Origin of the sequence: Enterobacter sp. YSU, assembly GCF_016082135.1 — a bacterium.
GTDB classification, from domain to species: Bacteria; Pseudomonadota; Gammaproteobacteria; order Enterobacterales; family Enterobacteriaceae; genus Enterobacter; species Enterobacter hormaechei_C.
On sequence record NZ_CP059487.1, the window covers coordinates 1285708 to 1310472 of the forward strand.

Annotated in this window: 21 protein-coding genes and 1 pseudogene; 9 read left to right on the plus strand and 13 right to left on the minus strand. The window is 56.0% G+C overall.

The genetic code is table 11. From position 1 onward, the window contains the following. The first annotated feature begins 145 nt into the window (after positions 1–145). On the plus strand, positions 146–2566 hold the full coding sequence (gene plsB, locus H2Z33_RS06260) for a glycerol-3-phosphate 1-O-acyltransferase PlsB (protein WP_003860322.1): 2421 nt from the start codon (positions 146–148) through the stop codon (positions 2564–2566). 92 nt (positions 2567–2658) lie between these two features. Here the strand turns inward: plsB and ubiA are convergent, their stop codons facing one another. The 5 genes from ubiA to malK form a co-directional block, all read right to left on the minus strand. Further along, positions 2659–3525 (minus strand): 4-hydroxybenzoate octaprenyltransferase, encoded by an 867-nt coding sequence (gene ubiA, locus H2Z33_RS06265; protein WP_015570176.1) that lies wholly within the window; start codon positions 3523–3525, stop codon positions 2659–2661. Between the two features lie 12 nt (positions 3526–3537). Continuing rightward, a complete protein-coding gene (gene ubiC, locus H2Z33_RS06270; protein ID WP_015570175.1) occupies positions 3538–4035 on the minus strand; it encodes a chorismate lyase in 498 nt (165 codons plus the stop codon). Positions 4036–4207: 172 nt separating this feature from the next. Then, entirely contained in the window at positions 4208–5146 is a 939-nt protein-coding gene (gene malM / locus H2Z33_RS06275; RefSeq protein ID WP_015570172.1) for a maltose operon protein MalM, read from the minus strand. A gap of 114 nt (positions 5147–5260) precedes the next feature. Further along, the gene (locus H2Z33_RS06280; protein ID WP_026094413.1) at positions 5261–6568 is read right to left on the minus strand and encodes a maltoporin; all 1308 of its coding nucleotides are present in this window, start codon (positions 6566–6568) and stop codon (positions 5261–5263) included. Positions 6569–6610: 42 nt separating this feature from the next. Beyond that, complete coding sequence (gene malK / locus H2Z33_RS06285; protein ID WP_003860329.1) at positions 6611–7720, minus strand: maltose/maltodextrin ABC transporter ATP-binding protein MalK; 1110 nt, start codon at positions 7718–7720, stop codon at positions 6611–6613. A 371-nt stretch (positions 7721–8091) separates the two neighbouring features. Here malK and malE point away from each other — a divergent pair, with 371 nt between their 5' ends. The 3 genes from malE (at position 8092) to malG (ending at position 11853) form a co-directional block, all read left to right on the plus strand. Beyond that, entirely contained in the window at positions 8092–9282 is a 1191-nt protein-coding gene (gene malE / locus H2Z33_RS06290) for a maltose/maltodextrin ABC transporter substrate-binding protein MalE (RefSeq protein WP_023295759.1), read from the plus strand. 121 nt (positions 9283–9403) lie between these two features. Then, positions 9404–10948, plus strand: coding sequence for a maltose ABC transporter permease MalF (malF, locus tag H2Z33_RS06295; protein WP_017694723.1), 1545 nt, complete (start codon positions 9404–9406; stop codon positions 10946–10948). 14 nt (positions 10949–10962) lie between these two features. Then, positions 10963–11853, plus strand: coding sequence for a maltose ABC transporter permease MalG (gene malG, locus H2Z33_RS06300; RefSeq protein ID WP_003860332.1), 891 nt, complete (start codon positions 10963–10965; stop codon positions 11851–11853). A gap of 97 nt (positions 11854–11950) precedes the next feature. Here the strand turns inward: malG and psiE are convergent, their stop codons facing one another. The 6 genes from psiE to pgi all read right to left on the minus strand — a co-directional run bounded on the left by psiE (position 11951) and on the right by pgi (position 18330). Next, entirely contained in the window at positions 11951–12361 is a 411-nt protein-coding gene (gene psiE, locus H2Z33_RS06305; protein WP_000202963.1) for a phosphate-starvation-inducible protein PsiE, read from the minus strand. 178 nt (positions 12362–12539) lie between these two features. Then, complete coding sequence (locus H2Z33_RS06310; RefSeq protein ID WP_017382616.1) at positions 12540–14636, minus strand: YjbH domain-containing protein; 2097 nt, start codon at positions 14634–14636, stop codon at positions 12540–12542. Beyond that, complete coding sequence (locus H2Z33_RS06315) at positions 14636–15373, minus strand: capsule biosynthesis GfcC D2 domain-containing protein (RefSeq protein ID WP_015570167.1); 738 nt, start codon at positions 15371–15373, stop codon at positions 14636–14638. Before H2Z33_RS06315 ends, H2Z33_RS06310 begins: the two co-directional genes overlap by 1 nt. Beyond that, positions 15370–16008, minus strand: a complete 639-nt coding sequence (locus H2Z33_RS06320; protein WP_017382614.1) for a YjbF family lipoprotein — start codon at positions 16006–16008, stop codon at positions 15370–15372. The genes H2Z33_RS06315 and H2Z33_RS06320 overlap by 4 nt, the downstream gene beginning before the upstream one ends. A gap of 63 nt (positions 16009–16071) precedes the next feature. Beyond that, a complete protein-coding gene (yjbE, locus tag H2Z33_RS06325) occupies positions 16072–16314 on the minus strand; it encodes an exopolysaccharide production protein YjbE (RefSeq protein ID WP_003860341.1) in 243 nt (80 codons plus the stop codon). 366 nt (positions 16315–16680) lie between these two features. Beyond that, entirely contained in the window at positions 16681–18330 is a 1650-nt protein-coding gene (gene pgi, locus H2Z33_RS06330; protein ID WP_003860343.1) for a glucose-6-phosphate isomerase, read from the minus strand. Between the two features lie 374 nt (positions 18331–18704). Here pgi and lysC point away from each other — a divergent pair, with 374 nt between their 5' ends. From lysC to H2Z33_RS06345, 3 genes are all read left to right on the plus strand, one after another. Then, the gene (gene lysC, locus H2Z33_RS06335; RefSeq protein ID WP_006810501.1) at positions 18705–20054 is read left to right on the plus strand and encodes a lysine-sensitive aspartokinase 3; all 1350 of its coding nucleotides are present in this window, start codon (positions 18705–18707) and stop codon (positions 20052–20054) included. Positions 20055–20147: 93 nt separating this feature from the next. Next, a complete protein-coding gene (gene panS, locus H2Z33_RS06340; RefSeq protein ID WP_015570166.1) occupies positions 20148–21092 on the plus strand; it encodes a ketopantoate/pantoate/pantothenate transporter PanS in 945 nt (314 codons plus the stop codon). A gap of 50 nt (positions 21093–21142) precedes the next feature. Then, positions 21143–21415: a DUF3811 domain-containing protein gene (locus H2Z33_RS06345; RefSeq protein WP_032668823.1), complete on the plus strand. Its 273-nt coding sequence runs from the start codon at positions 21143–21145 to the stop codon at positions 21413–21415. Here H2Z33_RS06345 and rluF read toward each other — a convergent pair whose 3' ends face one another. Further along, positions 21416–22288, minus strand: a complete 873-nt coding sequence (rluF, locus tag H2Z33_RS06350) for a 23S rRNA pseudouridine(2604) synthase RluF (protein ID WP_003860347.1) — start codon at positions 22286–22288, stop codon at positions 21416–21418. Between the two features lie 197 nt (positions 22289–22485). On the opposite strand from rluF, the pseudogene H2Z33_RS06355 reads away from it, so the two are divergent. Together H2Z33_RS06355 and H2Z33_RS06360 are read left to right on the plus strand one after the other, a co-directional pair. After that, positions 22486–22788 (plus strand): annotated as a pseudogene (locus H2Z33_RS06355) (type II toxin-antitoxin system RelE/ParE family toxin). A gap of 6 nt (positions 22789–22794) precedes the next feature. After that, entirely contained in the window at positions 22795–23082 is a 288-nt protein-coding gene (locus H2Z33_RS06360; RefSeq protein ID WP_032672198.1) for an addiction module antidote protein, read from the plus strand. Here the strand turns inward: H2Z33_RS06360 and H2Z33_RS06365 are convergent. Continuing rightward, positions 23079–24710 carry a Na/Pi cotransporter family protein gene (locus H2Z33_RS06365; protein WP_003860350.1) on the minus strand — a complete coding sequence of 544 codons (1632 nt, stop codon included), beginning with the start codon at positions 24708–24710 and terminating at the stop codon, positions 23079–23081. The two genes, H2Z33_RS06360 and H2Z33_RS06365, sit on opposite strands and share 4 nt — an antisense overlap. Positions 24711–24765 lie beyond the last annotated feature (55 nt).

Consider the following 24765-nt stretch of genomic DNA (forward strand, 5'->3'; position numbering starts at 1 on the left):
CTTTTATGATAAATAGCGTCTGTAACTAAAGCCGCAGCGCGTTTTGCTGCAACCTGAAGTATGACGGGTAACAACAGAAATTTTGCGCGCTTTCTGTTATCCTTGCGCCGCAATTGCATTATTAACCAGAGGCTTTACATCGTTTATGTCCGGCTGGCCACGAATTTACTACAAATTACTTAATTTACCATTAAGCGTCCTGGTAAAAAGTAAGTCTATCCCAGCAGAACCTGCGCTGGAATTAGGGCTCGATACGTCGCGCCCTATTATGTACGTTTTGCCTTATAACTCGAAGGCAGACCTGCTGACGCTTCGCGCTCAATGTCTGGCGCACGATTTACCTGACCCGCTTGAACCGCTGGAAGTCGACGGTACGCTGCTGCCGCGCTACGTGTTCATCCATGGCGGGCCGCGCGTGTTCACCTATTACACGCCGAAAGAAGAGTCCATTAAGCTGTTCCATGATTACCTCGATCTGCACCGCAGCAACCCCGATCTGGACGTGCAGATGGTGCCGGTGTCGGTGATGTTTGGCCGTCGTCCGGGGCGCGAAAAAGGGGAAGAGAACCCGCCGCTGCGTATGCTCAACGGCATTCAGAAGTTCTTCGCCGTCTCCTGGCTAGGACGCGACAGCTTTGTCCGCTTCTCACCTTCCGTTTCACTGCGCCGCATGGCGGATGAACACGGCACTGACAAAATCATTGCGCAAAAGCTGGCGCGCGTTGCGCGTATGCACTTTGCACGTCAGCGTCTGGCGGCCGTTGGACCACGTCTCCCGGCACGTCAGGATCTGTTCAACAAGCTGCTGGCTTCCAAAGCGATTGCCCGTGCCGTAGAAGACGAAGCGCGCAGCAAGAAAATTTCGCACGAGAAAGCGCAGCAGAACGCGATAGCGCTGATGGAAGAGATCGCCGCGAACTTCTCCTACGAGATGATTCGCCTCTCTGACCGTATCCTTGGCTTCACGTGGAACCGCCTCTATCAGGGGATTAACGTCCACAACGCCGAGCGCGTACGTCAGTTAGCGCACGACGGCCACGAGATTGTCTATGTGCCCTGCCACCGCAGCCACATGGACTACCTGTTGCTCTCTTACGTGCTCTATCACCAGGGGCTGGTGCCGCCGCATATTGCTGCCGGTATCAACCTGAACTTCTGGCCAGCAGGCCCGATTTTCCGCCGTCTGGGTGCGTTCTTTATTCGTCGTACCTTTAAGGGTAACAAGCTTTACTCCACCGTCTTCAGGGAGTATCTGGGCGAGCTGTTCAGCCGCGGTTATTCCGTGGAGTACTTTGTTGAAGGCGGTCGCTCGCGTACCGGTCGTCTGCTCGATCCGAAGACCGGCACGCTGTCGATGACCATTCAGGCCATGCTGCGTGGCGGTACGCGTCCTATCACGCTGGTGCCTATTTACATCGGTTATGAACACGTGATGGAAGTGGGCACCTACGCGAAAGAGCTGCGCGGTGCGACCAAAGAGAAAGAGAGTCTGCCGCAGATGCTGCGTGGGCTGAGTAAACTGCGCAACCTCGGCCAGGGCTACGTGAACTTTGGCGAGCCCCTGCCGCTGATGACATATCTGAACCATCATGTTCCGGAGTGGCGCGAGTCTATCGATCCTATCGAAGCGGTACGTCCGGCCTGGCTGACGCCAACGGTTAACGGCATTGCATCCGAGCTGATGGTACGCATCAACAATGCTGGTGCGGCAAACGCCATGAACCTGTGTTGTACTGCGCTTCTGGCCTCTCGCCAGCGTTCACTGACCCGTGAGCAGCTGACCGAGCAGATTGATTGCTACCTGGATATCATGCGCAACGTGCCGTATTCCGTGGATTCGACCGTGCCGTCTGCCACCGCCAGCGAGCTGATCGATCACGCGTTGCAGATGAACAAGTTCGAAGTCGAGAAAGATACGATTGGTGACATCATCATTCTGCCGCGCGAGCAGGCCGTGCTGATGACCTACTACCGCAATAACATCACGCACATGCTGATGCTGCCGTCGCTGATGGCGGCCATTATTACCCAGCACCGCCGGATTTCGCGTCAGGAGCTGCTGCGCCATATTCAGGCCATCTACCCAATGCTGAAAGCGGAGCTGTTCCTGCGCTGGAGTAAGGATGAACTGGCGGCAGAGCTCGATAAAATGACGGCAGAGATGCATCGTCAGGGGCTGATTACCATCAGTGATGATGAACTGCATATCAATCCGTCACGTTCCCGTACCTTGCAGCTCCTGGCTTCCGGTGCGCGTGAGACGTTGCAGCGCTACGCCATTACCTTCTGGTTGCTGAGTGCAAATCCGTCCATCAACCGCGGTACGCTGGAAAAAGAGAGCCGGACGCTGGCTCAGCGCCTTTCCGTTCTGCATGGCATTAACGCCCCGGAATTCTTCGACAAAGCGGTATTCAGCTCCCTGGTGCTGACGCTGCGCGACGAAGGGTACATTAGCGATACGGGCGATGCCGAGCCGGAAGAGACGATGAAGGTTTACCAGATGCTGGCAGAGCTGATTACCGCGGATGTGCGTTTGACGATTGAGAGTTCGACGCAGGGCGAATGATGCTAAAGCCGGGTGGCGCTAACGCTTACCCGGCCTACATGTTCCGCTAAATCGTAGGCCGGGTAAGGCGAAGCCGCCACCCGGCTTTTTTATCACCAGTAACTCATCGCCAGGCCCAGAAACAGCACCAGCCCGACGTAGTTATTATTCAGAAACGCTTTAAAGCAGGCTTCACGCTCGCGCTTCGCGATCAGCTTCTGCTGATACGCAAACAGCAGCCCCGCCACCAGTACGGACCAGTAAAACTCCCAGTTCAGCCCGTTCAGGCGACCAATCGCCACCATCAGCGCCAGCACCGCCACCTGCAATATGCCGATGATAAGTTTGTCGTGACGACCAAACAGGATCGCCGTCGATTTGATGCCAATCTTGAGATCGTCATCGCGATCGACCATCGCGTATTGGGTATCGTACGCAACGGCCCAGAGAATATTCGCCAGGAACATCAGCCAGCAGCTGAGCGGAACGGACTCGCTGACCGCGGCAAACGCCATGGGAATCGACCAGCCAAATGCCGCACCCAATACCACCTGCGGCAGATGGGTGTATCGCTTCATGAACGGGTAAACCCAGGCCAGCGCCAGAGCAGCAACGGACAGCAGAATGGTCATGGTGTTAAGGGTTAACACCAGCATAAAAGAGAGAAGCACCAGCACCACAAACAGAATGCGCGCCTCTTTCCCGGTCACCTGACCGCTCGGCAGAGGACGATTCGCGGTGCGCTTAACATGTCCATCAAATTTCCGGTCAGCATAGTCGTTAACCACACAGCCCGCAGCGCGCATCAGCCAGACGCCCGCCACAAACACCGCCAGGATCCACAGCGGCGGCACGCCCGGCGTGGCAACCCACAGCGCCCATAAGGTCGGCCACAGCAGCAGCAGCGCGCCAATGGGTTTATCAGTACGCATCAGGCGGTGATAGGCCAGCAGCTTATTCTGCGTCAGACTCCACTCCATTTTTTCTCCCTCTTAGTACAACGGCGATGCAGGCAAAAAGAGTTCCGTCAGTATTAACGGCTTGCCACTCAAACGAAGGCGGGAACGGCGCCCCCACAAATCGGCATCGCAACCAATTTCAATAAAATCACGGGTCAGTTCAGACGAGGTGAACAGATAGCGCCCCAGGGGCGTTTTGCCGAGGCGTTGCAATGCCAGCTCCGGCCCGGAAAGTGTAGACTCAGGAACCACCGTCCGCCCGGCAAGCCACGGCTCGCCATCGGCACACAGTAAAATTTCACGCAGCCAGTAGCGTTCTTCCTGCGGCAGCAGCGGCAGCTCGCTGGCAATCTCCGCAGGCGAGACAAACCCTTCCTGAATCATCGTCACCGTGACCGTTTTACCCTGTTGCTCAAAACGTTTTGTCATGGAATCTTCCAGCAGCAGCCAGTCCAGTTGCTCCGGGTCAAGCGCGGGTATTTGGTCGAAATAGCGTAGCGCACGCAGCTGCGTGAGCGCGGGGTGTGACATGCCAGACTCTCCGATACATAACGTAAAGGCATTGTATCGCAGATTGGCAAAATGAGGACGGACAAACCAAATTTAGCGATCACTATCGCAACAATGGTGCAACTTAGCCAAAAAAAGTGCGCCCGTGAAGGCGCACTAAACGACTAACAAAATCAGCACTGTGGGGAGACGGTTACCCCTTGCCTTTTACACTGCTGATAAAGGTGGAACGGGCAGTGGTTGAACCTAAACGCTCGGCTTCATCAAGCAGTTTCAGCGCTTTATCGACATCGCCGTTTTTAACCGCCTGCTTGATGGCGTTGTTAAAGTAAGTTTCAGTATCGTTAAGCACCGGCTCGGCTTTTTTCGCCGGGGCCGGGGCTGCGGCTGGTGCTGCGGCAGGCGCGGCATATACAGGCGCGGCAGTATTACCCACCGTTACCGGACCCGGGCCAGATGAGCCAAACAGCGGGCCTACGAGTACGCTGGAGGCACTGTTGGTGGAGACTTTCAGCTTGATCAGACCATCGGTGGTATGACGGGCAAGCGGGTCCGGAATATCCGGGACAGAGTTCCCCGTGCCTTTCGCATAGGCTTTTGCCGGGTCAACAAGCTTCGTTGTCTGTTGCAGATCTTTTTCAGTCGTGAACACCAGGACATAAATCTTCTGCTGACCCAGGGCTGGCGTCAGGCGCATAACGCCTTCCAGCCGATCGGCACTCATGACGCCAGGCTCCTGATAGCTGAAATAGTCACTTGGGAAGAACGCGGATGGCGTCATGTTCTGATCGAGGATCAGCACGTTAGGCGCGAAGACGCTGGTCTGTTTATTGACTTCACTGGTCAACGTCAGGGTCAGCTCGCCGATATTCGCCGGCACGCTGAAAGCCGCGACCGGACCGCTGATACCCGGCACGTTCAGTGACTGGCCCCCCGCTGAAAGCTGGGTAGTTTGTGTTTTCGATTGATCAACTGGCGTCCACACCAGTTGCTGTAGTGCCGCAGCCGGAATAGCTGGCGCAGCGCTGGTATTTTGAGGAACAAAATTCACATCTGCAAAGGTGACCGCAGGCGCACAGGCCAACAGCCCCGCAGAGAGGCACAGCGCGACGAGACTTTTCTTCATTTTCATTGTTATTACCTCTGATAGCGTGAGCACTGCGGTGGCCAGGCAATAGCGCGCAGCACCCTAAGGAGAGAGGGGCTTGCGCCCCTCTTTTCAGGTCATTACGTCAGGCTTGACGAATTACCACCAGATTTCCATCTGGGCGCCGAAGGTCCACTCATCGTTGTCGCCACGGCTGAAGGTTTTCGCGGAGGTGTCGCTATATGCTACGCCAGAGGTGTAGCCCGTATCGCCGTTGTTCGCGTAGCCCCATTTCTCATCCCACTTCGCGTAGGTTGCGAAGACGCGGATAGCCGGACGGGACCAGATGCTGTCGCCTGCCTGCCATTGCTGTGCCAGGGTGATTTTGTACTGGCTGTTTTTGTCGTCAGTTTTCTGAGATTTGACGTTGTCGTAGCCCACTTCCAGCAAGGTGCTCATGATCGGCGTCCATTTGAACATTGGACGAACACCCACGGTCCACCACTCGGTACCGTTGTTGTTGTCACGATCGATGTTCTGGTACATACCGACGTACATCAGGTCCCAACGGTCTGCCAGGGTGATTGCACCGTGATCCAGCACGCGCCACATAGAGCCGTCGTTATCGATGCTGCCGCCCTGTGGAATACCTTTACCGTTAGAGGTCATGGAATCCGTACCGTATTGCAGTACGAACTTGTTGAAGCCTTTCATCATGCTCTGGGTGTGTTCAGCGGTGAACAGCCAGCCATCTTTAGAGGCGCCAGGTTGCAGGTAGTAGTCGTCAGGAATGTTGGTATGACCGTAGTCAACGCCCAGCTCCAGCGTACCGCCCGGGTTGGTTTCCAGACCGGCTAAACGGACGTCGAAGACATCGTTTGGTACCACGTTGTCATAAATACGGTCGCCGTTCGCATCACGATCGGCGAAGGTTGCAGAACCGCCGGACTCAGAAGAACGGGTCGCTGCCAGAGAGAGTTTACCAAAGCCCAGATCGATGTTTTCAATACCGGCACCAGGACCAGAGATATCCCAGTAGTAGAAGTCGATCATGTGTACGTCATGACGCTGATAGAAGCGTTTACCGGCCCAGATGGTAGAGCCTGGCAGCCATTCAATCAGGTTTTTACCCTGCACGTTAGCTTCACGGAAGGCCGGGCTGGTGGATTCCCAGTCATTCTGTTGAGAAACGGAGTACGCTACGTTGGTGTCGAAATAGAAGCTCTTGTCGCCTTCTTTCCACACTTCCTGGCCCAGTTTCAGTTCGGCGTAGGTTTCACATTCGTTACCGAGACGGTATTTACTTTGTGCGCCTGTTGCCTGGAAACATTGTTGTTCACCGCCACTTCCGGTCCAGCCAATGCCGGAACGAGCATAACCTTTAAAGTCTACGGCGCCCGCCTGGGCAGACAGGATGCCTGCCGCAATGGCGACAGCCAGAGGGACTTTGCGCAGAGTAATCATTATTCTATCTCCTGAGATCATTGCTTTTCTTTGTAATTGGAATGCTTAAACGCCTGGCTCTTTGTGCAACCGACGACATGCAGTGCCATCCTCACGGAACAGATGGCAGCGCTCTGGCGGCAAACCGATAGCGAATGTGGCACCCTCTTCTACCAACACCACGTCATTCTGGCGGTAGACCAGGTTCTGACGGATGGCGGGGATCTGGATATGAATCTGTGTTTCGTGACCAAGCTGTTCGACGACCTGAACTTCACCTTCCAGCGTCACATCAGCGATGTGGCTCGGCAGTAAATGCTCAGGGCGGATACCGAGGGACATATTGGCCCCCACCTGTACGTTGGCGCTGTCGACCGGCAGCCAGACTTGCTGACGGTTTGGCAGCTCCACCTGTACCTGTTCGATTGCCGTCGCGGTCACTTTTACGGGCAGGAAGTTCATCTTTGGCGAGCCAATGAAGCCCGCAACAAAGCGGTCTGCCGGGTAGTGATACAGCTCCAGCGGTTTGCCCACCTGCGCCACGCGACCGGCGTCCAGCACCACGATTTTGTCGGCCAGCGTCATCGCTTCGACCTGATCGTGGGTGACGTAAATCATCGTGCGTCCAAGGCGTTTGTGCAGACGGGAGATTTCGATACGCATCTGGACGCGCAGGGCGGCATCCAGGTTAGAAAGCGGTTCATCGAGCAGGAACACGCGCGGCTCGGCCACCAGCGTACGGCCAATGGCCACACGCTGACGCTGACCACCGGAGAGCGCCTTCGGTTTACGCTCCAGCAGATGTGCCAGCTGGAGCACTTCCGCCACCTGGGTGACGCGCTGGTTAATGGTCTCTTTTTTCGCGCCGGCCAGCTTCAGGCCAAAGGACATGTTCTCGGCAACGGAAAGATGCGGATAAAGGGCATAAGACTGGAACACCATGCCCACGCCGCGTTCAGCTGGCGGGATGTCGTTCATTCGGGTATCACCAATAAATAAATCGCCACTGGTGATGGTTTCAAGACCGGCAATCATACGCAGCAGAGTCGATTTACCACAGCCTGATGGACCCACGAACACCACAAACTCACCTTCGTGGATGTCCAGATTGATGTCTTTTGACACCACTACGTCGCCCCAGGCTTTCGTTACATTACGCAGCTGTACGCTCGCCATGCCCTTCTCCCTTCGTTACAACCTGTCACCGACAGAAACATTCAAGATAAGTTCACTATGCGTGTTCCATTACTTTCGTGAATCCTCCACCCCCCGGCTTTTTTATGGGGGAGGAGGCGGGAGGATGAGAGAGCAGGCTCTGCGACCGCAGCGGAGGGGCTGAGGCGAAAATCGTGAAGCGGCCTGCAAAATTCAGTGGGTTTTTATGTGCGCCAGCACTCATAACTTAAATTTATGTTACAGGGATCACACAAACAGGGGGTGGGGCGTAGGGACTGGGAGGATGGAAAGAGGATGTCAAATAAGGAGACTGAGTCACGTTGAACCACCTTATGTATCCACGAGCACATCACCAATAAAGGATGGCAGATATGAAGATCAAGACTGGCGCACGCGTTTTCGCATTGTCCGCCCTCGCAGCAATGATGATTTCCGCACCGGCTCTCGCCAAAATTGAAGAAGGTAAGCTGGTTATCTGGATTAACGGCGACAAGGGCTATAACGGTCTGGCCGAAGTGGGCAAAAAATTCGAGAAAGACACCGGTATCAAAGTCACCGTAGAACACCCGGACAAACTGGAAGAGAAGTTCCCGCAGGTTGCGGCAACTGGCGATGGTCCGGACATTATCTTCTGGGCGCATGACCGTTTCGGGGGCTACGCGCAGTCTGGCCTGCTGGCAGAAGTTACGCCAGACAAAGCCTTCCAGGACAAACTGTTCCCGTTCACCTGGGACGCCGTTCGCTATAACGGCAAGCTGATCGCTTACCCAATCGCGGTTGAAGCCCTGTCACTGATTTACAACAAAGACCTGGTGCCAAACCCACCGAAAACCTGGGAAGAGATCCCTGCTCTGGATAAAGAGCTGAAGGCGAAAGGTAAATCCGCCCTGATGTTCAACCTGCAAGAGCCGTACTTCACCTGGCCGCTGATTGCTGCCGACGGCGGTTACGCGTTCAAGTTTGAAAACGGCAAATATGACGTGAAAGACGTGGGCGTGGACAATGCGGGCGCGAAAAAAGGCCTGACCTTCCTGGTTGACCTGATTAAGAACAAACACATGAATGCGGATACCGACTACTCCATCGCGGAAGCGGCGTTCAACAAAGGCGAAACCGCGATGACCATCAATGGTCCGTGGGCCTGGACCAACATCGACAAGAGCAAAATCAACTACGGCGTGACCCTGCTGCCAACCTTCAACGGCAAGCCGTCTAAACCGTTCGTGGGCGTGCTGAGCGCAGGCATCAACGCCGCCAGCCCGAACAAAGAGCTGGCGAAAGAGTTCCTCGAAAACTACCTGCTGACCGATCAGGGTCTGGATGAAGTGAACAAGGACAAGCCGCTGGGCGCCGTTGCGCTGAAATCCTTCCAGGATCAGCTGGCGAAAGATCCGCGTATTGCGGCCACCATGGATAACGCCCAGAAAGGCGAAATCATGCCGAACATCCCACAGATGGCTGCGTTTTGGTACGCCACCCGTACCGCGGTCATCAACGCTGCAAGCGGTCGCCAGACTGTCGATGCCGCACTGAAAGATGCTCAGGGCCGTATTACTAAGTAAGTCTGAAAAACGGCGGGTGGCGCGTGCGCTTACCCGCCCTACGACTACGGCACGATCCGTAGGTCAGGTAAGCGCAGCGCCACCTGACGATAAGTTTCCACCGTTGTAGAGGAAGAACCCCATGGATGTCATTAAAAAGAAACACTGGTGGCAAAGCGACGCACTGAAGTGGTCAGTGATAGGTCTGCTGTGTCTGCTGGTGGGTTACCTTGTTGTTTTAATGTACGTGCAAGGGGAATACCTGTTTGCCATCATGACGCTGATTTTAAGCTCGGTTGGCCTGTATATTTTCGCCAACCGTAAAGCGTACGCCTGGCGCTATGTCTACCCGGGCGTTGCCGGGATGGGGCTGTTTGTCCTCTTTCCGCTGATCTGCACCATCGCGATTGCCTTTACCAACTACAGCAGCACCAACCAGCTCGCGCAGGAGCGTGCCACCCAGGTGCTTCTGGATCGTTCTTACCAGGCGGGTAAAACCTTTAACTTCGGCCTGTATCCCACGGGTGACGAGTGGAAGTTAGCGCTCACTGACGGTGAGAGCGGCAAAACCTATCTTTCCGACGCGTTCAAATTTGGCGGCGAGCAGAAGCTGGCCTTAAAAGAGGCTGCGGCCCTGCCGGAAGGTGAACGTGCGAACCTGCGTATCATTACCCAGAATCGTCAGGCGCTGACCCAGCTCACCGCCGTGCTGCCAGACGAAAGCAAAGTGACCATGAGCTCGCTGCGTCAGTTCTCCGGCACGCAGCCGCTTTATACTCTGGCGGATGACGGCACGCTGACCAACAACCAGAGCGGCGTGAAGTACCGTCCGAACAACGATATCGGTTTCTATCAGTCGGTGAATGCCGACGGCAGCTGGGGCGACGACAAACTCAGCCCGGGCTATACCGTCACCATCGGCTGGGACAACTTCACCCGCGTATTTACCGACGAAGGCATCCAGAAACCCTTCTTCGCCATCTTCGTCTGGACGGTGGTATTCTCGGTGCTGACCGTGATCCTGACCGTGGCCGTGGGCATGGTGCTGGCCTGCCTCGTGCAGTGGGAGTCCCTGAAAGGCAAAGCGATTTACCGCGTGCTGCTGATTCTGCCCTACGCCGTGCCGTCGTTTATCTCGATTCTGATTTTCAAAGGGCTGTTTAACCAGAGCTTCGGTGAAATCAACATGATGCTGAGCGCGCTGTTCGGTATCAAACCGGCCTGGTTCAGCGACCCAACCACCGCCCGCTCGATGATTATCATCGTGAACACCTGGCTCGGTTATCCGTACATGATGATCCTGTGCATGGGGCTGCTGAAGGCTATCCCGGACGATCTGTACGAAGCCTCGGCGATGGACGGCGCGGGTCCGTTCCAGAACTTCTTCAAAATTACCCTGCCGCTGCTCATTAAGCCTCTGACGCCGCTGATGATCGCCAGCTTCGCCTTTAACTTTAACAACTTTGTGCTGATTCAGCTGTTGACCAACGGTGGCCCGGACCGTCTCGGCACCACCACGCCGGCAGGCTATACCGACCTGCTCGTGAGCTACACCTACCGCATCGCCTTCGAGGGCGGCGGCGGTCAGGACTTCGGCCTGGCGGCGGCGATTGCCACCCTGATCTTCCTGCTGGTGGGCGCCCTGGCGATTGTGAACCTGAAAGCCACACGTATGAAATTTGACTAAGGAGGGCACTGAACATGGCAATGGTACAACCCAAATCTCAGAAACTGCGCCTCCTCGCGACGCACTTAGGCCTGCTGATTTTCATCGCGGCGATCATGTTCCCGCTGCTGATGGTTATCGCCATCTCCCTGCGCTCGGGGAACTTCGCCACCGGGAGCCTGATCCCGGACGAAATCTCCTGGGAGCACTGGAAGCTCGCGCTGGGCTTCAGCGTGGAACATGCGGATGGCCGCGTCACGCCGCCGCCGTTCCCGGTGCTGCTGTGGCTATGGAACTCGGTGAAGGTGGCGACCATCACTGCGATCGGCATCGTGACGCTCTCCACCACCTGCGCTTACGCCTTCGCCCGTATGCGTTTCCCGGGCAAAGCGACGCTGCTGAAAGGGATGCTGATTTTCCAGATGTTCCCGGCCGTGCTGTCGCTGGTGGCGTTGTATGCCCTGTTTGACCGTCTTGGGCAGTATGTGCCGTTCATCGGCCTGAACACTCACGGCGGCGTGATCTTCGCCTATCTTGGCGGCATCGCCCTGCACGTGTGGACCATCAAAGGCTATTTCGAAACCATAGACGGCTCGCTGGAAGAAGCGGCGGCGCTGGATGGGGCGACACCGTGGCAGGCGTTCCGTCTGGTGCTGCTGCCGCTGTCGGTGCCGATTCTGGCGGTGGTGTTTATCCTGTCGTTTATCGCGGCCATCACCGAAGTCCCGGTCGCCTCACTGCTACTGCGCGATGTGAACAGCTACACCCTTGCCGTCGGTATGCAGCAGTACCTCAACCCGCAAAACTACCTGTGGGGCGACTTTGCCGCGGCGGCCGTCCTCTCTGCCATCCCGATTACCGTGGTGTTCCTGCTGGCCCAGCGCTGGCTGGTCAACGGCCTGACGGCGGGCGGTGTGAAAGGTTAAGTTTCATTTGTTATGCCACTGCAACCCTCAACTTTAGACGTATTGTATTGAACCAACTTGTGACTGTTATTCGGCGGCCTCCGGGCCGCCATTTTTTTTATTCGCGTTTCAGCCGCTTCGAGTTGCACAGCCAGAGGGTGATCACCAGCAGCAGGATCGCCGCCGAGTAGATCAGCACGTCGAGCGGGGATTTATGATCGACGATGATCAGCCGCACAATGGCGGTGATGCCAATGTAGACAAAATAGCGCAGCGGGAAGTGAAAGCCGGACTGAAAGTACTTCACAATCAGGGCGATAAATTCAAAGTAGAGAAAGTAGACCACCAGGCCTTCCACCAGCGCGTATTTGCTGGTTTGCTCAGGGGCGAACAGCACATCCGCCAGATGCACCGTCTCTTTACCCAGAAAAACGACCAGGATCAGGCCAAGGCTCAGCAGACCGAGGTTCAGCACGGTCTGGAGTATCGTTGAGATAAACTCAACGCGCGGACGAGTCAGGGATGTCATACAGCACCTCATTCTCCAGGGCGAGGTTCCTGTATAACGCAAAAATGTGACGGGGATCTATATTTTTTGTTTATGTTTTGTCCAGATGAACATTCTTGCCGGGCGGCACTGCGTTTGCCCGGCCTACAAAAACACTCTCGTAGGCCCGGTAAGCGCAGCGCCACCGGGCAAATAAGCATCAGCGGAAGTTAATGTTCTTATCGCTGGTCATATCATACAGCTGGAATTTACGTCCAAGCTGCTGACCGCCGTCGCGCGTCAGCGGCGTCCAGCCCACTGCCGCACGGCTGCGGGTTGGGCCTGATGAGAACAGATCCAGCGGAATCGACACGTACACCCCTTTGGTGAAGTCCCCTTCCCCGTACTCGTCTGGCGAAACGTTGGTGATGGTGGCATAGCCGCCCACCACCACGCCGCTGTCGAAGTGTTTGGAGATATCCAGCGTACCGCCCTTATCACCCGCCAGATACTGGCCGACGCTGGCTTTCACCAGCACGTCCTGCGCGAACGACGGCGTCCAGTAGGCGGTCAGGTGGCCGGTTTTGACGCTGTAGTCGGTGAACTTCATCATGTCCTGCGCGCTGCGCCAGTCACGCTGTTTCACGTAGTTGGCATCAACCCCAAACGCCCAGTTGCTGTCGACAGGACGATAAAGCACTTCTGCCCCGGCGCCGCCGAACATGGTTTCCAGATAGCCACCGTAAACCTGGCCGTAGAAGCCATTGCCGAAGTACTGGAAGTAGTTGGCCTGGAGGTTATTCACGTAGATATCGTTCTGCACATATTCGCGAACGCGGGTACGCACGCGCGGCAGTTTTGAATCGTTCGGCGGGTTGGTGTAGTTAAATTTGTCGTAGTTGTTAGCAATGTTGCCGAACAGACTACCGGTGGTCAACAGGTGGTCGGTCACCCACAGATCCGCCGTCGCCATCGCCCCCAGCTGATACATGTAGAAGTTTTCCGGCCCACCCACGGACTGGTTCAGCACCGGATCGATATGGAAATCGAAGCGGGATTTATCGATATACCAGCCCTGCTCGGTGCTCTCTGGCACCACCGGCTCAACGCGTTTTTGTACCAGCTCGGTTTCATGTCCCAGCGGTTCGCCTTCAAGATGACGCTTAAGGCTGGCAACATCGGTTTCGGTTGTGACCTGCGGCAGGTTGAGGCGGTTCTCCGTCACGCGGATCGTGCGGATCCCCTCCGGCAGATCGTTCATGACGATCCGGTTGGCGCGCTCGATCCCTTCGCGGGAGTCGCGGTATTTTACCTGCTCGCCGGTGACGTACAGCGTATCGCCTTTGGTCTGGATCTTTGGATCCGCCAGGCCCGCGTTATATTTCAGCAGCGTCAGCTGATTCGCTACCACGGAGTGCTGAATGATCGCATCCTGCGGCTCCGGCTGATATTTTGGCCGCGGGTTGTCATTGTAGTGCGGCCGCATGTCGTTAAAGTTAGTGCGCAGGGTAAAGCCAAACATCAGGGTATTACCGCGCTCATAGCTGAGGTTAACGTCGGCCCAGTCGGTGACGCGGTAAATGGCGCCGACGTTAAACTTGCTCTTTTGCTCAATTTTCCCGGCGAAGTCCTGCGAGTAGTCGTTTCCTTCGTACTCCAGCTTCAGACGTAACGGCTGCCACGGTGTTTGATACTCCACGCCGCCAAACAGCGAGGCCGGGCCGTGGAACATCTGGTCCCCGTTGATGGAGCCCGCTTTCTGGTAGCTGTTATCGCGGTAGCAGTATTTATCGCTGTAGGTACAGAACGGATTTTTGACGTTGCCGCTGGTGCCGAGATAGCCCCATCCCAGACCGAGTGAGAAATCAAACGGTCCCCAGGCTTTGCTGGCCACGATGTATTCCGCGTCAAACAGGCCGGTCCCGCCGATATCCTTCGCACCAACGGAGACCTGCGGCATCCAGTAGCTCTCTTCCCACAGGCGCAGCTTCACGTCGAAAGCTTTGTCTTTATAAGTCTGGTCGCCGGAGAAGGCATCCACGCTGCTGTACTGTTTTGTACGCACGTCGGTGTAGCGCAGCGTGGTCTCCAGCCAGGGGAACAGCTGCACGGACGCAGAGTAGTAACGGTACTGATCGTTATCGCGATAGTTAAGGCTGATTTCCCCCTCGCGGGCCATACGCGCGGTTGGGGTTTGCAGTAAGCCCACGCCGCCAAAATCGGACTGCGATGGGCCGATGGGTGCCGGATACGTTTCTGCATGACAGGCGGCACTCACGCACAGTGCAAGCATGCTGTAGAGATAGGTTTTTTTCATTATTCCGGTATCCGCTGTATCAGGGAGCGAAGGATATCGGCATTAAGCCCGTCATACGCTTTCGTCCAGAAATGGTCGGCAAAACCGACAAAAATGATGCTGCCTGGCATAGGTTCGATATGGCGTTTATTCCAGTAAGCCACCGGCGCTTTCTGCGTATGCCCGTCCGGATAGACCACCCAGGCATAGCTGTTATCCGCTCCGCTGAGCAGACTTTGCTCGTCGAGATAGCTCGCCACGTCCCGGCCCGGCGTAAACGGCTTTTTGCCAGGGCTGCTGAGAAGCCCCATCACGGTGACGGTGGAAGGTTGAGCCGGAAGCCACAGGGTATAGTCCCCTTCCAGCGACGGATTGCCGTTTTCCGCAACGCGCACCTCATCCGGATCCAGATTCACCTTCTGGCGCCCCGTCACCTTAACCGCCTGAAGCTGTTGACGCAGGCTAGTAATGGCCGCGGCATCGTCGGTATCTTCCTGTTGTGCCAGCCCGCTCAGTCGGGCGAGCAGCGCCTGATGTTTTTGTTCCGCTACGATCGTCGCCTGACGCTCGCTGATCACCGCCCCGGTCCACCAGCTTTTCGCCAGCCTCGGCTGCCCCACCAGATCGAGCAGATGCCCGGCATTGGTTAAGGTTTTAGGTTTTTCGCTGTCCGGGGTGTAGACCTGTACCGTTCCCGCAGACCACGCCAGCGGCGAGGTCAGGCTGGCGAGAAGCGCAATGTGGATGAACATTTTCATGATTTCGCCGCCTTGATCAGGGTGGCCTTCACCGGGAAGAAACCGGCACCGAGATACTGTAAGGACTGGCGGATTTGCCCCTCTTCGTCCACCCAGAAGCGGTTATGCCAGGTGGCCTGATCGGTTGTCACTTCTTCATCCAGCACGCGCACCTGCGTTTCGTCGCTGCCCACTTTGACACTGTCCGTACCGTCCCAGCGGAAGGTGGAGCGGGCCGTGGCGTAGCGCACCTGTTTATGCTCGGTCCAGCCCATCGTGCGCGTCCAGCTTGCGCCATCGACGATCTGATTCGGCTTGATGAGCGGATCTTCAGCCAGGTTGTTCACCTCAAGCAGGTTGTCGCCGCCGAGCAACGTTTTCACGATGCGGGAATGCTGCGTCACGATGGTGGCCTGATCCTGCGTCACCCATTTCTGCTGCCCGTTTTCATCGAAAGCGAGCACCACAAACAGTTGCGGACCATCGTTTAGCTGCATGTACTGGCTGGCATACGGCATGTTCTGAAGTTCGTCATCGGTCAGATGCACGCCCGGCGTGCCGAACATGCTGTCCCACAGTGAGTGGCCCAGCCCTTTGGTGGTAGCTGAGCACGCCTGCAACAGCAGGCAAATCAGGATGATTGCAGGTCGCTTCACGACTCTTCTCCGAAGGGGCGAAATAACCACACCGAAGTGTGGTTATGATTAAAACACCCGTTATTACTGGGTGCTGGTCGTCGTAGTGGTCGTGGTTCCGGTATTGGAGCCATCACCGCCACCGGTTGCCGCCAGCGCGACACCCACGGCTGAACTTACGGCGCTGGTGCTGGCTGCGGTAGAACTCCCCGCAGACGCAGACGTCGCTGCCGACCCTGCTGCTTCCCCGACCTGGACCGGAGCTGCATAGACAGACGTCGCCGCAAGCGCAGATATGGCAAAAATGCCATACAGTACTTTCTTCATAACAATTTCCCTTCAATGAATGAATGGAGATTTGCCCGAAAAGAAATTCAGGCGGATTCGAGTATACACAACTAAAGCAGTGGGTTTACCGTGGGGGTAAATAGGGATGAGGTTTTCAGACTAATGGTTAAAAATGGAAGGAAAAAAGAATCAAGGAAATATATAATCACTATAAATCAACAATTTATAATATAAGAACATTAAAATATCACTCCGTATTTTCTTAAAATAAACCTCAGCAATTAACGGGGTTACCGTCTTTTTCGGATTAAACTCAGATTCAGAATTTGAGATAACTAACAGACATCAGGAATTATCCGATAAAAAAATGCCGGCATATCGCCGGCATTGTTCATGACATATTTATTACGCACGCCAGGCTTTATAACGGTTAATCAGACCATTGGTGGAGCTGTCGTGGCTGTCGATCGCTTTATCGTCACCCAGCTCTGGCAGAATGCGGTTTGCCAGCTGTTTGCCCAGCTCAACGCCCCACTGGTCAAAGGTAAAGATGTTCAGAATAGCGCCCTGAGTGAAGATTTTGTGCTCGTAGAGGGCAATCAGCGCACCCAGGCTGAACGGCGTGATTTCGCGCAGCAGAATGGAGTTAGTTGGACGGTTGCCTTCGAACACTTTAAACGGCACAACGTGCTCCAGCGTAGCCGGATCTTTACCCTGGTCACGGTATTCCTGCTCAACCACCTCGCGGGATTTACCGAACGCCAGCGCTTCGGTCTGGGCGAAGAAGTTAGACAGCAGCTTCGGATGGTGGTCGGACAGTGGGTTGTGCGTAATCGCCGGGGCGATGAAATCGCACGGTACCATTTTGGTGCCCTGGTGGATCAGCTGGTAGAACGCGTGCTGGCCGTTGGTGCCCGGCTCGCCCCAGATGATTGGGCCAGTCTGGTAATCCACCGCGTTGCCGTTACGGTCAACGTACTTGCCGTTGGATTCCATGTTGCCCTGCTGGAAGTAGGCCGCAAAGCGGTGCATGTACTGGTCGTACGGCAGAATCGCTTCGGTTTCAGCGCCGAAGAAGTTGTTGTACCAGATCCCGATCAGCGCCAGCAGTACCGGCAGGTTTTTCTCAGGCGCGGTGGTGGAGAAGTGTTTGTCCATCGCGTGCGCGCCGGAGAGCAGTTCAACGAAGTTGTCGAAGCCCACGGACAGGATGATGGACAGACCGATCGCAGACCACAGTGAGTAGCGGCCGCCCACCCAGTCCCAGAACTCAAACATGTTCGCGGTATCAATACCGAACTCACCCACCGCTTTACCGTTGGTGGACAGCGCCGCAAAGTGTTTCGCCACGTGCTTTTCGTCGCCCGCGGTTTTCAGGAACCAGTCGCGCGCGCTGTGGGCGTTGGTCATGGTTTCCTGAGTGGTGAAGGTTTTAGACGCCACCAGGAACAGCGTGGTTTCCGGGTTCACCTTTTTCAGCACTTCAGCGATGTGAGTCCCATCGACGTTGGACACGAAGTGCATGTTGAGGTGGTTTTTGTACGGGCGCAGCGCCTCGGTCACCATGAACGGGCCGAGGTCAGAGCCGCCGATACCGATGTTTACGACGTCGGTGATCGCTTTGCCGGTGTAGCCTTTCCAGCTACCTGAGATGATCGCTTCAGAGAAGGTTTTCATCTTTTCCAGCACCGCGTTCACTTCCGGCATCACATCTTTGCCGTCTACGATAATTGGCGTATTGCTACGGTTACGCAGGGCCACGTGCAGGACGGCACGGTCTTCGGTGCGGTTGATTTTCTCACCGGAGAACATGGATTTGATGGCATCTGCCAGCTCAGTCTCTTTCGCCAGATCTTGCAGCTTCGCCAGCGTCTCTTCGGTGATACGGTTCTTGGAGAAATCCACCAGCATCAGGTCATCGAAGGTGGCGGAAAACTTGCTGAAACGATCGGCATCTTTCGCGAACAGATCCGCGATAGTGACGTCTTTCATTTCATCAAAATGTTTCTGTAGTGCCTGCCATGCAGCGGTCTGCGTTGGGTTGATGTTTTTCATAGCAATACTCTTCTGATTTGAGAATTGTGACTGCGGTCGATTGTAGCGCCTGCAAATAAAAATTGTGATGGTTTTTATGCCATTGCCCTGGTCTGCATCAAACGCAGGTGAAAAGACCCGAAAAGTATAGCTGCTGTCGCGCCCTTCCGGCGTGGCGAAATGTTGGTCAAAAAGGGGGAAAAAGGAGCATAAAATATGGGCCTGTTATAAGTCCTGTTTCTGAGGGGTACCCCCCCATGAAAAATCCGCATAATCCCAGCATTGACAGGACCTCCCCCGCATTTTATTTATAGGGCCGTATTTTGCGCCTGCACCTGTTCTCGCTTCATTCTTGTGCCAAGGTCGCTCTATTCATTCCCTGACACGAGGTTGTTATGACGAGTTTTGTGGTCGCCAAGTTTGGCGGCACCAGTGTGGCAGACTACGATGCCATGAACCGCAGCGCCGATGTGGTGCTGGCCGATCCGAATACCCGCCTGGTGGTGCTTTCCGCCTCAGCCGGCGTGACGAACCTGCTGGTTTCCCTGTCTGAAGGACTGGAAGCGACCGAGCGTTTCGTGAAGCTGGATGCACTGCGCAAAATTCAGTTCGACATTCTCGAGCGTCTGCAAAACCCGAACGTCATTCGTGAGGAAGTGGAACGCCTGCTGGAAAATATCACCACCCTGGCAGAAGCCGCGTCGCTGGCCACCTCCAGCGCACTGACCGATGAACTGGTCAGCCACGGCGAACTGATGTCCACACTGCTGTTCGTTGAGATCATGCGCGAGCGCAATATTCAGGCGCAGTGGTTCGACGTGCGTAAAGTGATGCGCACCAGCGACCGCTTTGGCCGCGCCGAGCCGGACGTGGAAGCCCTGGCTGAGCTGACTAACCAGCAGCTTGCCCCGCGCCTGGATGAAGGCATAGTGATCACCCAGGGCTTTATCGGCAGCGAAGCCAAAGGGCGCACAACCACGCTGGGCCGTGGCGGCAGCGACTACACCGCCGCCCTGCTGGGTGAAGCCCTGCACGCCACCCGCGTGGATATCTGGACGGACGTGCCGGGTATCTACACCACCGACCCACGCGTGGTCTCTGCGGCAAAACGTATTGACGTGATCGCCTTTGAAGAAGCGGCTGAAATGGCGACTTTCGGCGCGAAAGTGCTGCACCCGGCCACGCTGCTGCCCGCCGTGCGCAGCGACATTCCGGTCTTCGTTGGCTCCAGTAAAGATCCAAAGGCGGGCGGGACGCTGGTCTGCAAGAAAACCGAGAACCCACCGCTGTTCCGCGCGCTGGCCCTGCGTCGTAAGCAGACGCTGGTTACCCTGCACAGCCATAATATGCTGCACTCCCGTGGATTTCTGGCGGAAGTGTTTGGCATCCTGGCGCGCCACAATATCTCCGTGGACCTGATCACCACGTCAGAAGTCAGCATCGCGCTGACGCTCGACACCACCGGCTCCACCTCTACCGGCGACACCCTGCTGACGCAGTCGCTGCTGATTGAGCTTTCCGAGTTGTGCCGCGTGGAGGTGGAAGAAGATCTGGCGCTGGTTGCCATCATCGGTAATAAGCTGTCGCGCGCGTGCGGCGTGGGCAAAGAGGTGTTCGGCGTGCTCGACCCGTTCAATATCCGCATGATTTGCTACGGCGCGTCCAGCTACAACCTCTGCTTCCTGGTCCCTGCCGATCAGGCCGAGCAGGTCGTGCAGAAACTTCATCAGAATTTGTTTGAATAAAATTCGTTAGCACGATAAACAATATCAATAAGCCGGGCACAGACCCGGCTTTTTTATAACAAAACAACACGACAATACTGCAAGGAATTCACTATGCTCTCCGCTATCACCCGGCTGTTCCCGTTATGGGCGCTGCTGCTCTCTGTACTCGCGTATTACACTCCTGCCACGTTCACGGGCATTGGTCCGTGGGTCACCACGCTGCTGATGCTGATTATGTTCGGCATGGGCGTGCATCTGAAAATTGACGATTTCAAACGCGTGCTGTCTCGCCCGGCACCGGTTGCCGCAGGGATTTTCCTGCACTACCTGGTGATGCCGCTCGCGGCATGGCTGCTGGCGATGGCCTTTAAGATGCCGCCCGACCTTTCCGCCGGGATGGTGCTGGTGGGGAGCGTCGCCAGCGGTACGGCATCTAACGTCATGATCTATCTGGCGAAAGGCGACGTGGCGCTCTCCGTCACCATCTCGTCCGTTTCCACGCTGGTGGGCGTGATTGCCACGCCTCTGTTAACCCGCCTGTACGTCGACGCGCATATCCAGGTGGACGTGATGGGCATGCTGCTCAGCATCCTGCAAATCGTGGTGATCCCGATTGCGCTGGGGCTGGTGATCCACCATCTCTTCCCGCGGGTGGTGAAAGCGGTTGAGCCGTATCTGCCCGCGTTTTCGATGGTCTGCATTCTGGCCATTATCAGCGCCGTGGTAGCCGGTTCCGCATCGCACATTGCTTCGGTGGGCTTTGTGGTGATCGTCGCGGTTGTGCTGCATAACACTATTGGTCTGCTGGGCGGTTACTGGGGCGGAAAGCTGTTTGGCTTTGACGAATCCACCTGCCGCACGCTGGCGATCGAAGTGGGGATGCAGAACTCCGGCCTGGCGGCGGCGCTGGGTAAAATTTACTTCTCACCGCTGGCAGCGCTGCCGGGGGCGCTGTTCTCTGTCTGGCACAACCTGTCCGGTTCGCTGTTAGCAGGATACTGGTCCGGTAAGCCGATTGATGACCAACCGAAAAAAGATGCGGTGAAACAGGGTTAATTGACCCGGCTTGCTTTACACTGAAGCCTCCCCATCAGGAGGCTTCAGCAATGGCTACACCACGTTTGACCCAGAAAGACATGACCGAAGCCGAGCAGCGCGAACTGAAAACGCTTCTCGACCGCGCCCGCATCACGCATGGCCGCACGCTGACGAACGCCGAAACCAATCAGGTTAAAAAAGAGTACATCGATAAACTGATGGCGCAACGTGATGCTGCGGCGAAAAAAGCCCGCAAGCTGAAAAAAGAGCAGGCTTATAAACCTGATGCAGAGGCGACTTTTTCCTGGTCCGCCAGCACATCAACCCGTGGAAGGCGCTAATCAGCGCCCTTTCTTTTTGCGCCCCGGCTGGGTAAAGCGTTTTCCGTTGCCCGGCTTGCCCCGCCCTTTCTCTTCCGCCTGCGGTGCCTTCACCACCGGACGCTTAATCGCCTGCGTTTTCGGTTTGGCTTTAGCTTTCGGCTTCGCTTCGGACGAGGAGTTCTCGATAAGTTTGAACAGCTCGATCAGCTCGTCATCCGTTAAATCACGCCACTCGCCCAGCGGGATCCCGGACAGGCTGACGTTCATGATGCGCGTGCGTTCCAGCTTCGTCACTTCATAACCGAAGTACTCGCACATGCGGCGGATCTGGCGGTTCAGGCCCTGCACCAGCGTGATACGAAACGCAAACGGCGCCTCTTTTCTGACTTTACACTTCTTCGTCACGGTGCCCAGAATCGGCACACCTGCGCCCATTCCCCGGATGAACTCGTCCGTGACCGGCTTGTTCACCGTAACAATGTACTCTTTCTCGTGGTCGTTACCGGCACGCAGAATTTTGTTGACCAGGTCACCGTGGTTGGTAAGGAAAATCAGCCCCTGAGAGTCTTTATCCAGACGGCCAATCGGGAAAATACGGCTGCTGTGGTTCACGAAATCAACGATGTTGTCCCGCTCGCCATCTTCCGTAGTGCTGACAATCCCAACCGGCTTGTTCAACGCGATAAACACCAGGTCTTCGGCATCACGCGGTTCGATGACCTGACCATTCACTTTCACCACATCGCCAGGCACTACCTGATCGCCAATGGTGGCGCGTTTGCCGTTAAGAAACACGTTACCCTGTTCAATGTAACGGTCAGCCTCGCGACGTGAGCAGATCCCGCTCTCGCTAATGTATTTGTTTAATCGGGTTGATTGAGTTGGCAGCATAGTTTCTCCTGTGAAGGGCGAAATATACCTTAGGTTTGGGCTGGAAAAAAAGATTAGCCGACGGTTACTGAGACGGGTTTTTTAGTTTGCGAGACGCTTTCAGGATTTAGCGTCAGGCTATTTATCCTTGAGCTAACTCCTTTTAGCTTTACTCTCCAGAGACAATTGCTTGTAGTTTATAAATCACAGGGAGTAATATGAAGGAGATCGTTCAGACAGAATCCTTCCGACGCTGGGAGCAAAATTTAAAGGACAGGCGGGCAAAGACGATTATCGCTTCCCGCCTCTTTAGGCTGGCAAATGGCTTAGCGGGCGACATTAGACCCGTGGGGGAAGGAATCAGTGAACTGAGGATCCACTTTGGCCCGGGCTACAGAGTCTATTTTAAGGACCAGGGCAATTGCATCATCGTGCTGTTATGAGGTGGTGACAAAAGCAGCCAGGCCAGAGACATACTTATGGCAAAAATGCTGAGCAATGTATCCCAATGGCAGGAGTGAATGAGCATGCATAAATTAACACCCTACGATCCAGCCAACGCACTGGTGGATGACGAGGAAATCGCTGTGTTTATGGCTGATGCATTAGAGACGGGTGACTCAGCGTACATTGCTGAAGCGCTGGGCGTCATCGCCCGAGCGAAAGGGATGTCGACCATTTCCCAGCAAACGGGTCTGTCACGAGAACAACTGTATCGATCATTCAGTGATAAGGGGAACCCAACGCTCAAAACCACGCTGGCGGTCATGAAAGCATTGGGCCTTGGGTTAACAATCAAACCCTCTGGGGATTAATACTCATCCCGCTCATCGTCTTCATCCGGCTGCTCCATCACGCTGTACGCCACCGCACAGAACAACGAGTTCAGGCGCTTCATATCGCCCAGCAGTCCCAGGTGGAGTGAGCTGGTCTCGATACTCTGCACGTTCTGCTGGTGCAGACGCTCAACGTGGGCGTGTGAGTAGCGGCGATTAAGGATGCGGAAACGATGCTTATTGCGGCGCAGGCGGCGCGCGCTCGGCACGTCGCTGGAGAAGAAGACCGACATCGCCAGCTTCAGGTTGCTGACCAGCTGTTCGTGCAGCGCTTCCAGCTCTTTCAGCCCTTCAACAGAAAACGCCCGGCGTGCGGCCAGGGATTTGTCTGCGATTTCACTGCCCATACGCTCGACAATATCCGAAGCCTGCTCCAGGTTAAGCGACATCTCGATGATTTCCGCCCAGCGGCGCGACTCCTCTTCCGCCAGCTCGTCCTGGGGGATCCGCGCCAGATAGAGCTTGATGGCGGTATACAGCACGTTGATATCGTCCGCCAGCCTGCGCAGCTCTTTTTCTTCGCGCGGCTCGCCGTGCATCACCTTTTGCAGCCCTTCCAGCATGGTTTCCATCGCGTCGCCCATGCGCAGCGTTTCGCGGGCGGCATTGGCGATTGCCAGCGCAGGAGTATCCAGCACCGAGGTGTCCAGATGCTTCGGTTTAAGGCGCGCGTCCAGCTCCGGTTCATCACGAATAAGCCGCTCGCAGAAGCGGGCCATCGGCGCGGCAAACGGCACCATTGCCAGACAGCGCACCAGGTTGTAGAAGACGTGGAAGTAGATCACCAGCTCCGCTTTCGGCAGAGAGAGATTATCCATCAGGTTCGCCAGCGGGTGCACAAACGGCAGAATGATCAGGCTACCCACCAGCTTAAACAGTAAACTCCCCAGCGCCACCCGGCGGGCGGCAGCGTTGGCGGCGCTGTTGTTGAGCATCGCCAGCAGGCCAGAGCCGAGGTTGGCACCGATCACCAGGCACAGCGCCACCGGGAAGGAAATTACCCCTGCGGCGGTTAAGGTCGCCGTCAGCAGGACCGCTGCCAGGCTGGAGTAGCTGACGATGGCGAATACCGCGCCGATCAGCGCATCCAGCATAATATCGCCGGTTAACGAGGCGAAGATGACCTGCACACCGTTGGCCTGGGTGATCGGCGTGACAGCCTGCACAATCAGCTCCAGTGCCAGCAGGATCAGCCCGAGGCCAATACCGACGCGGCCAAGCTGCCCGGCACGGCTTTGCTTACGGCCGAGGAAAAAAATGACGCCGATAAAAATCAGTAGTGGCGACAGCCAGGAGAGATCGAATGTCAGGATACGCGCCATCAGCGCGGTACCGACGTCGGCGCCAAGGACAATCACCAGCGCCGGGGCGAGCGCCACCAGATCCTGCGCCACGAACGAGGTGACGAGCATGGTGGTGGCGTTGCTGCTTTGCACCAGCGCCGTGACGCCAATACCCGCGCAGAAGGCGAGCGGCTTCTTCTCAACGCTGCCGCTGAGAACGGTACGTAAACGTGCGCCAAACACACGCATCACGCCGGTACGAACGATATGGGTGCCCCATACCAGCAGTGCGACTGCGGAGAGCAGGTGTAACAACGTCAACACGGTAGGCATTCCTCCTTATCGTTATTCGTTTTCCTGAGGTTCAGTATAAGGGTTT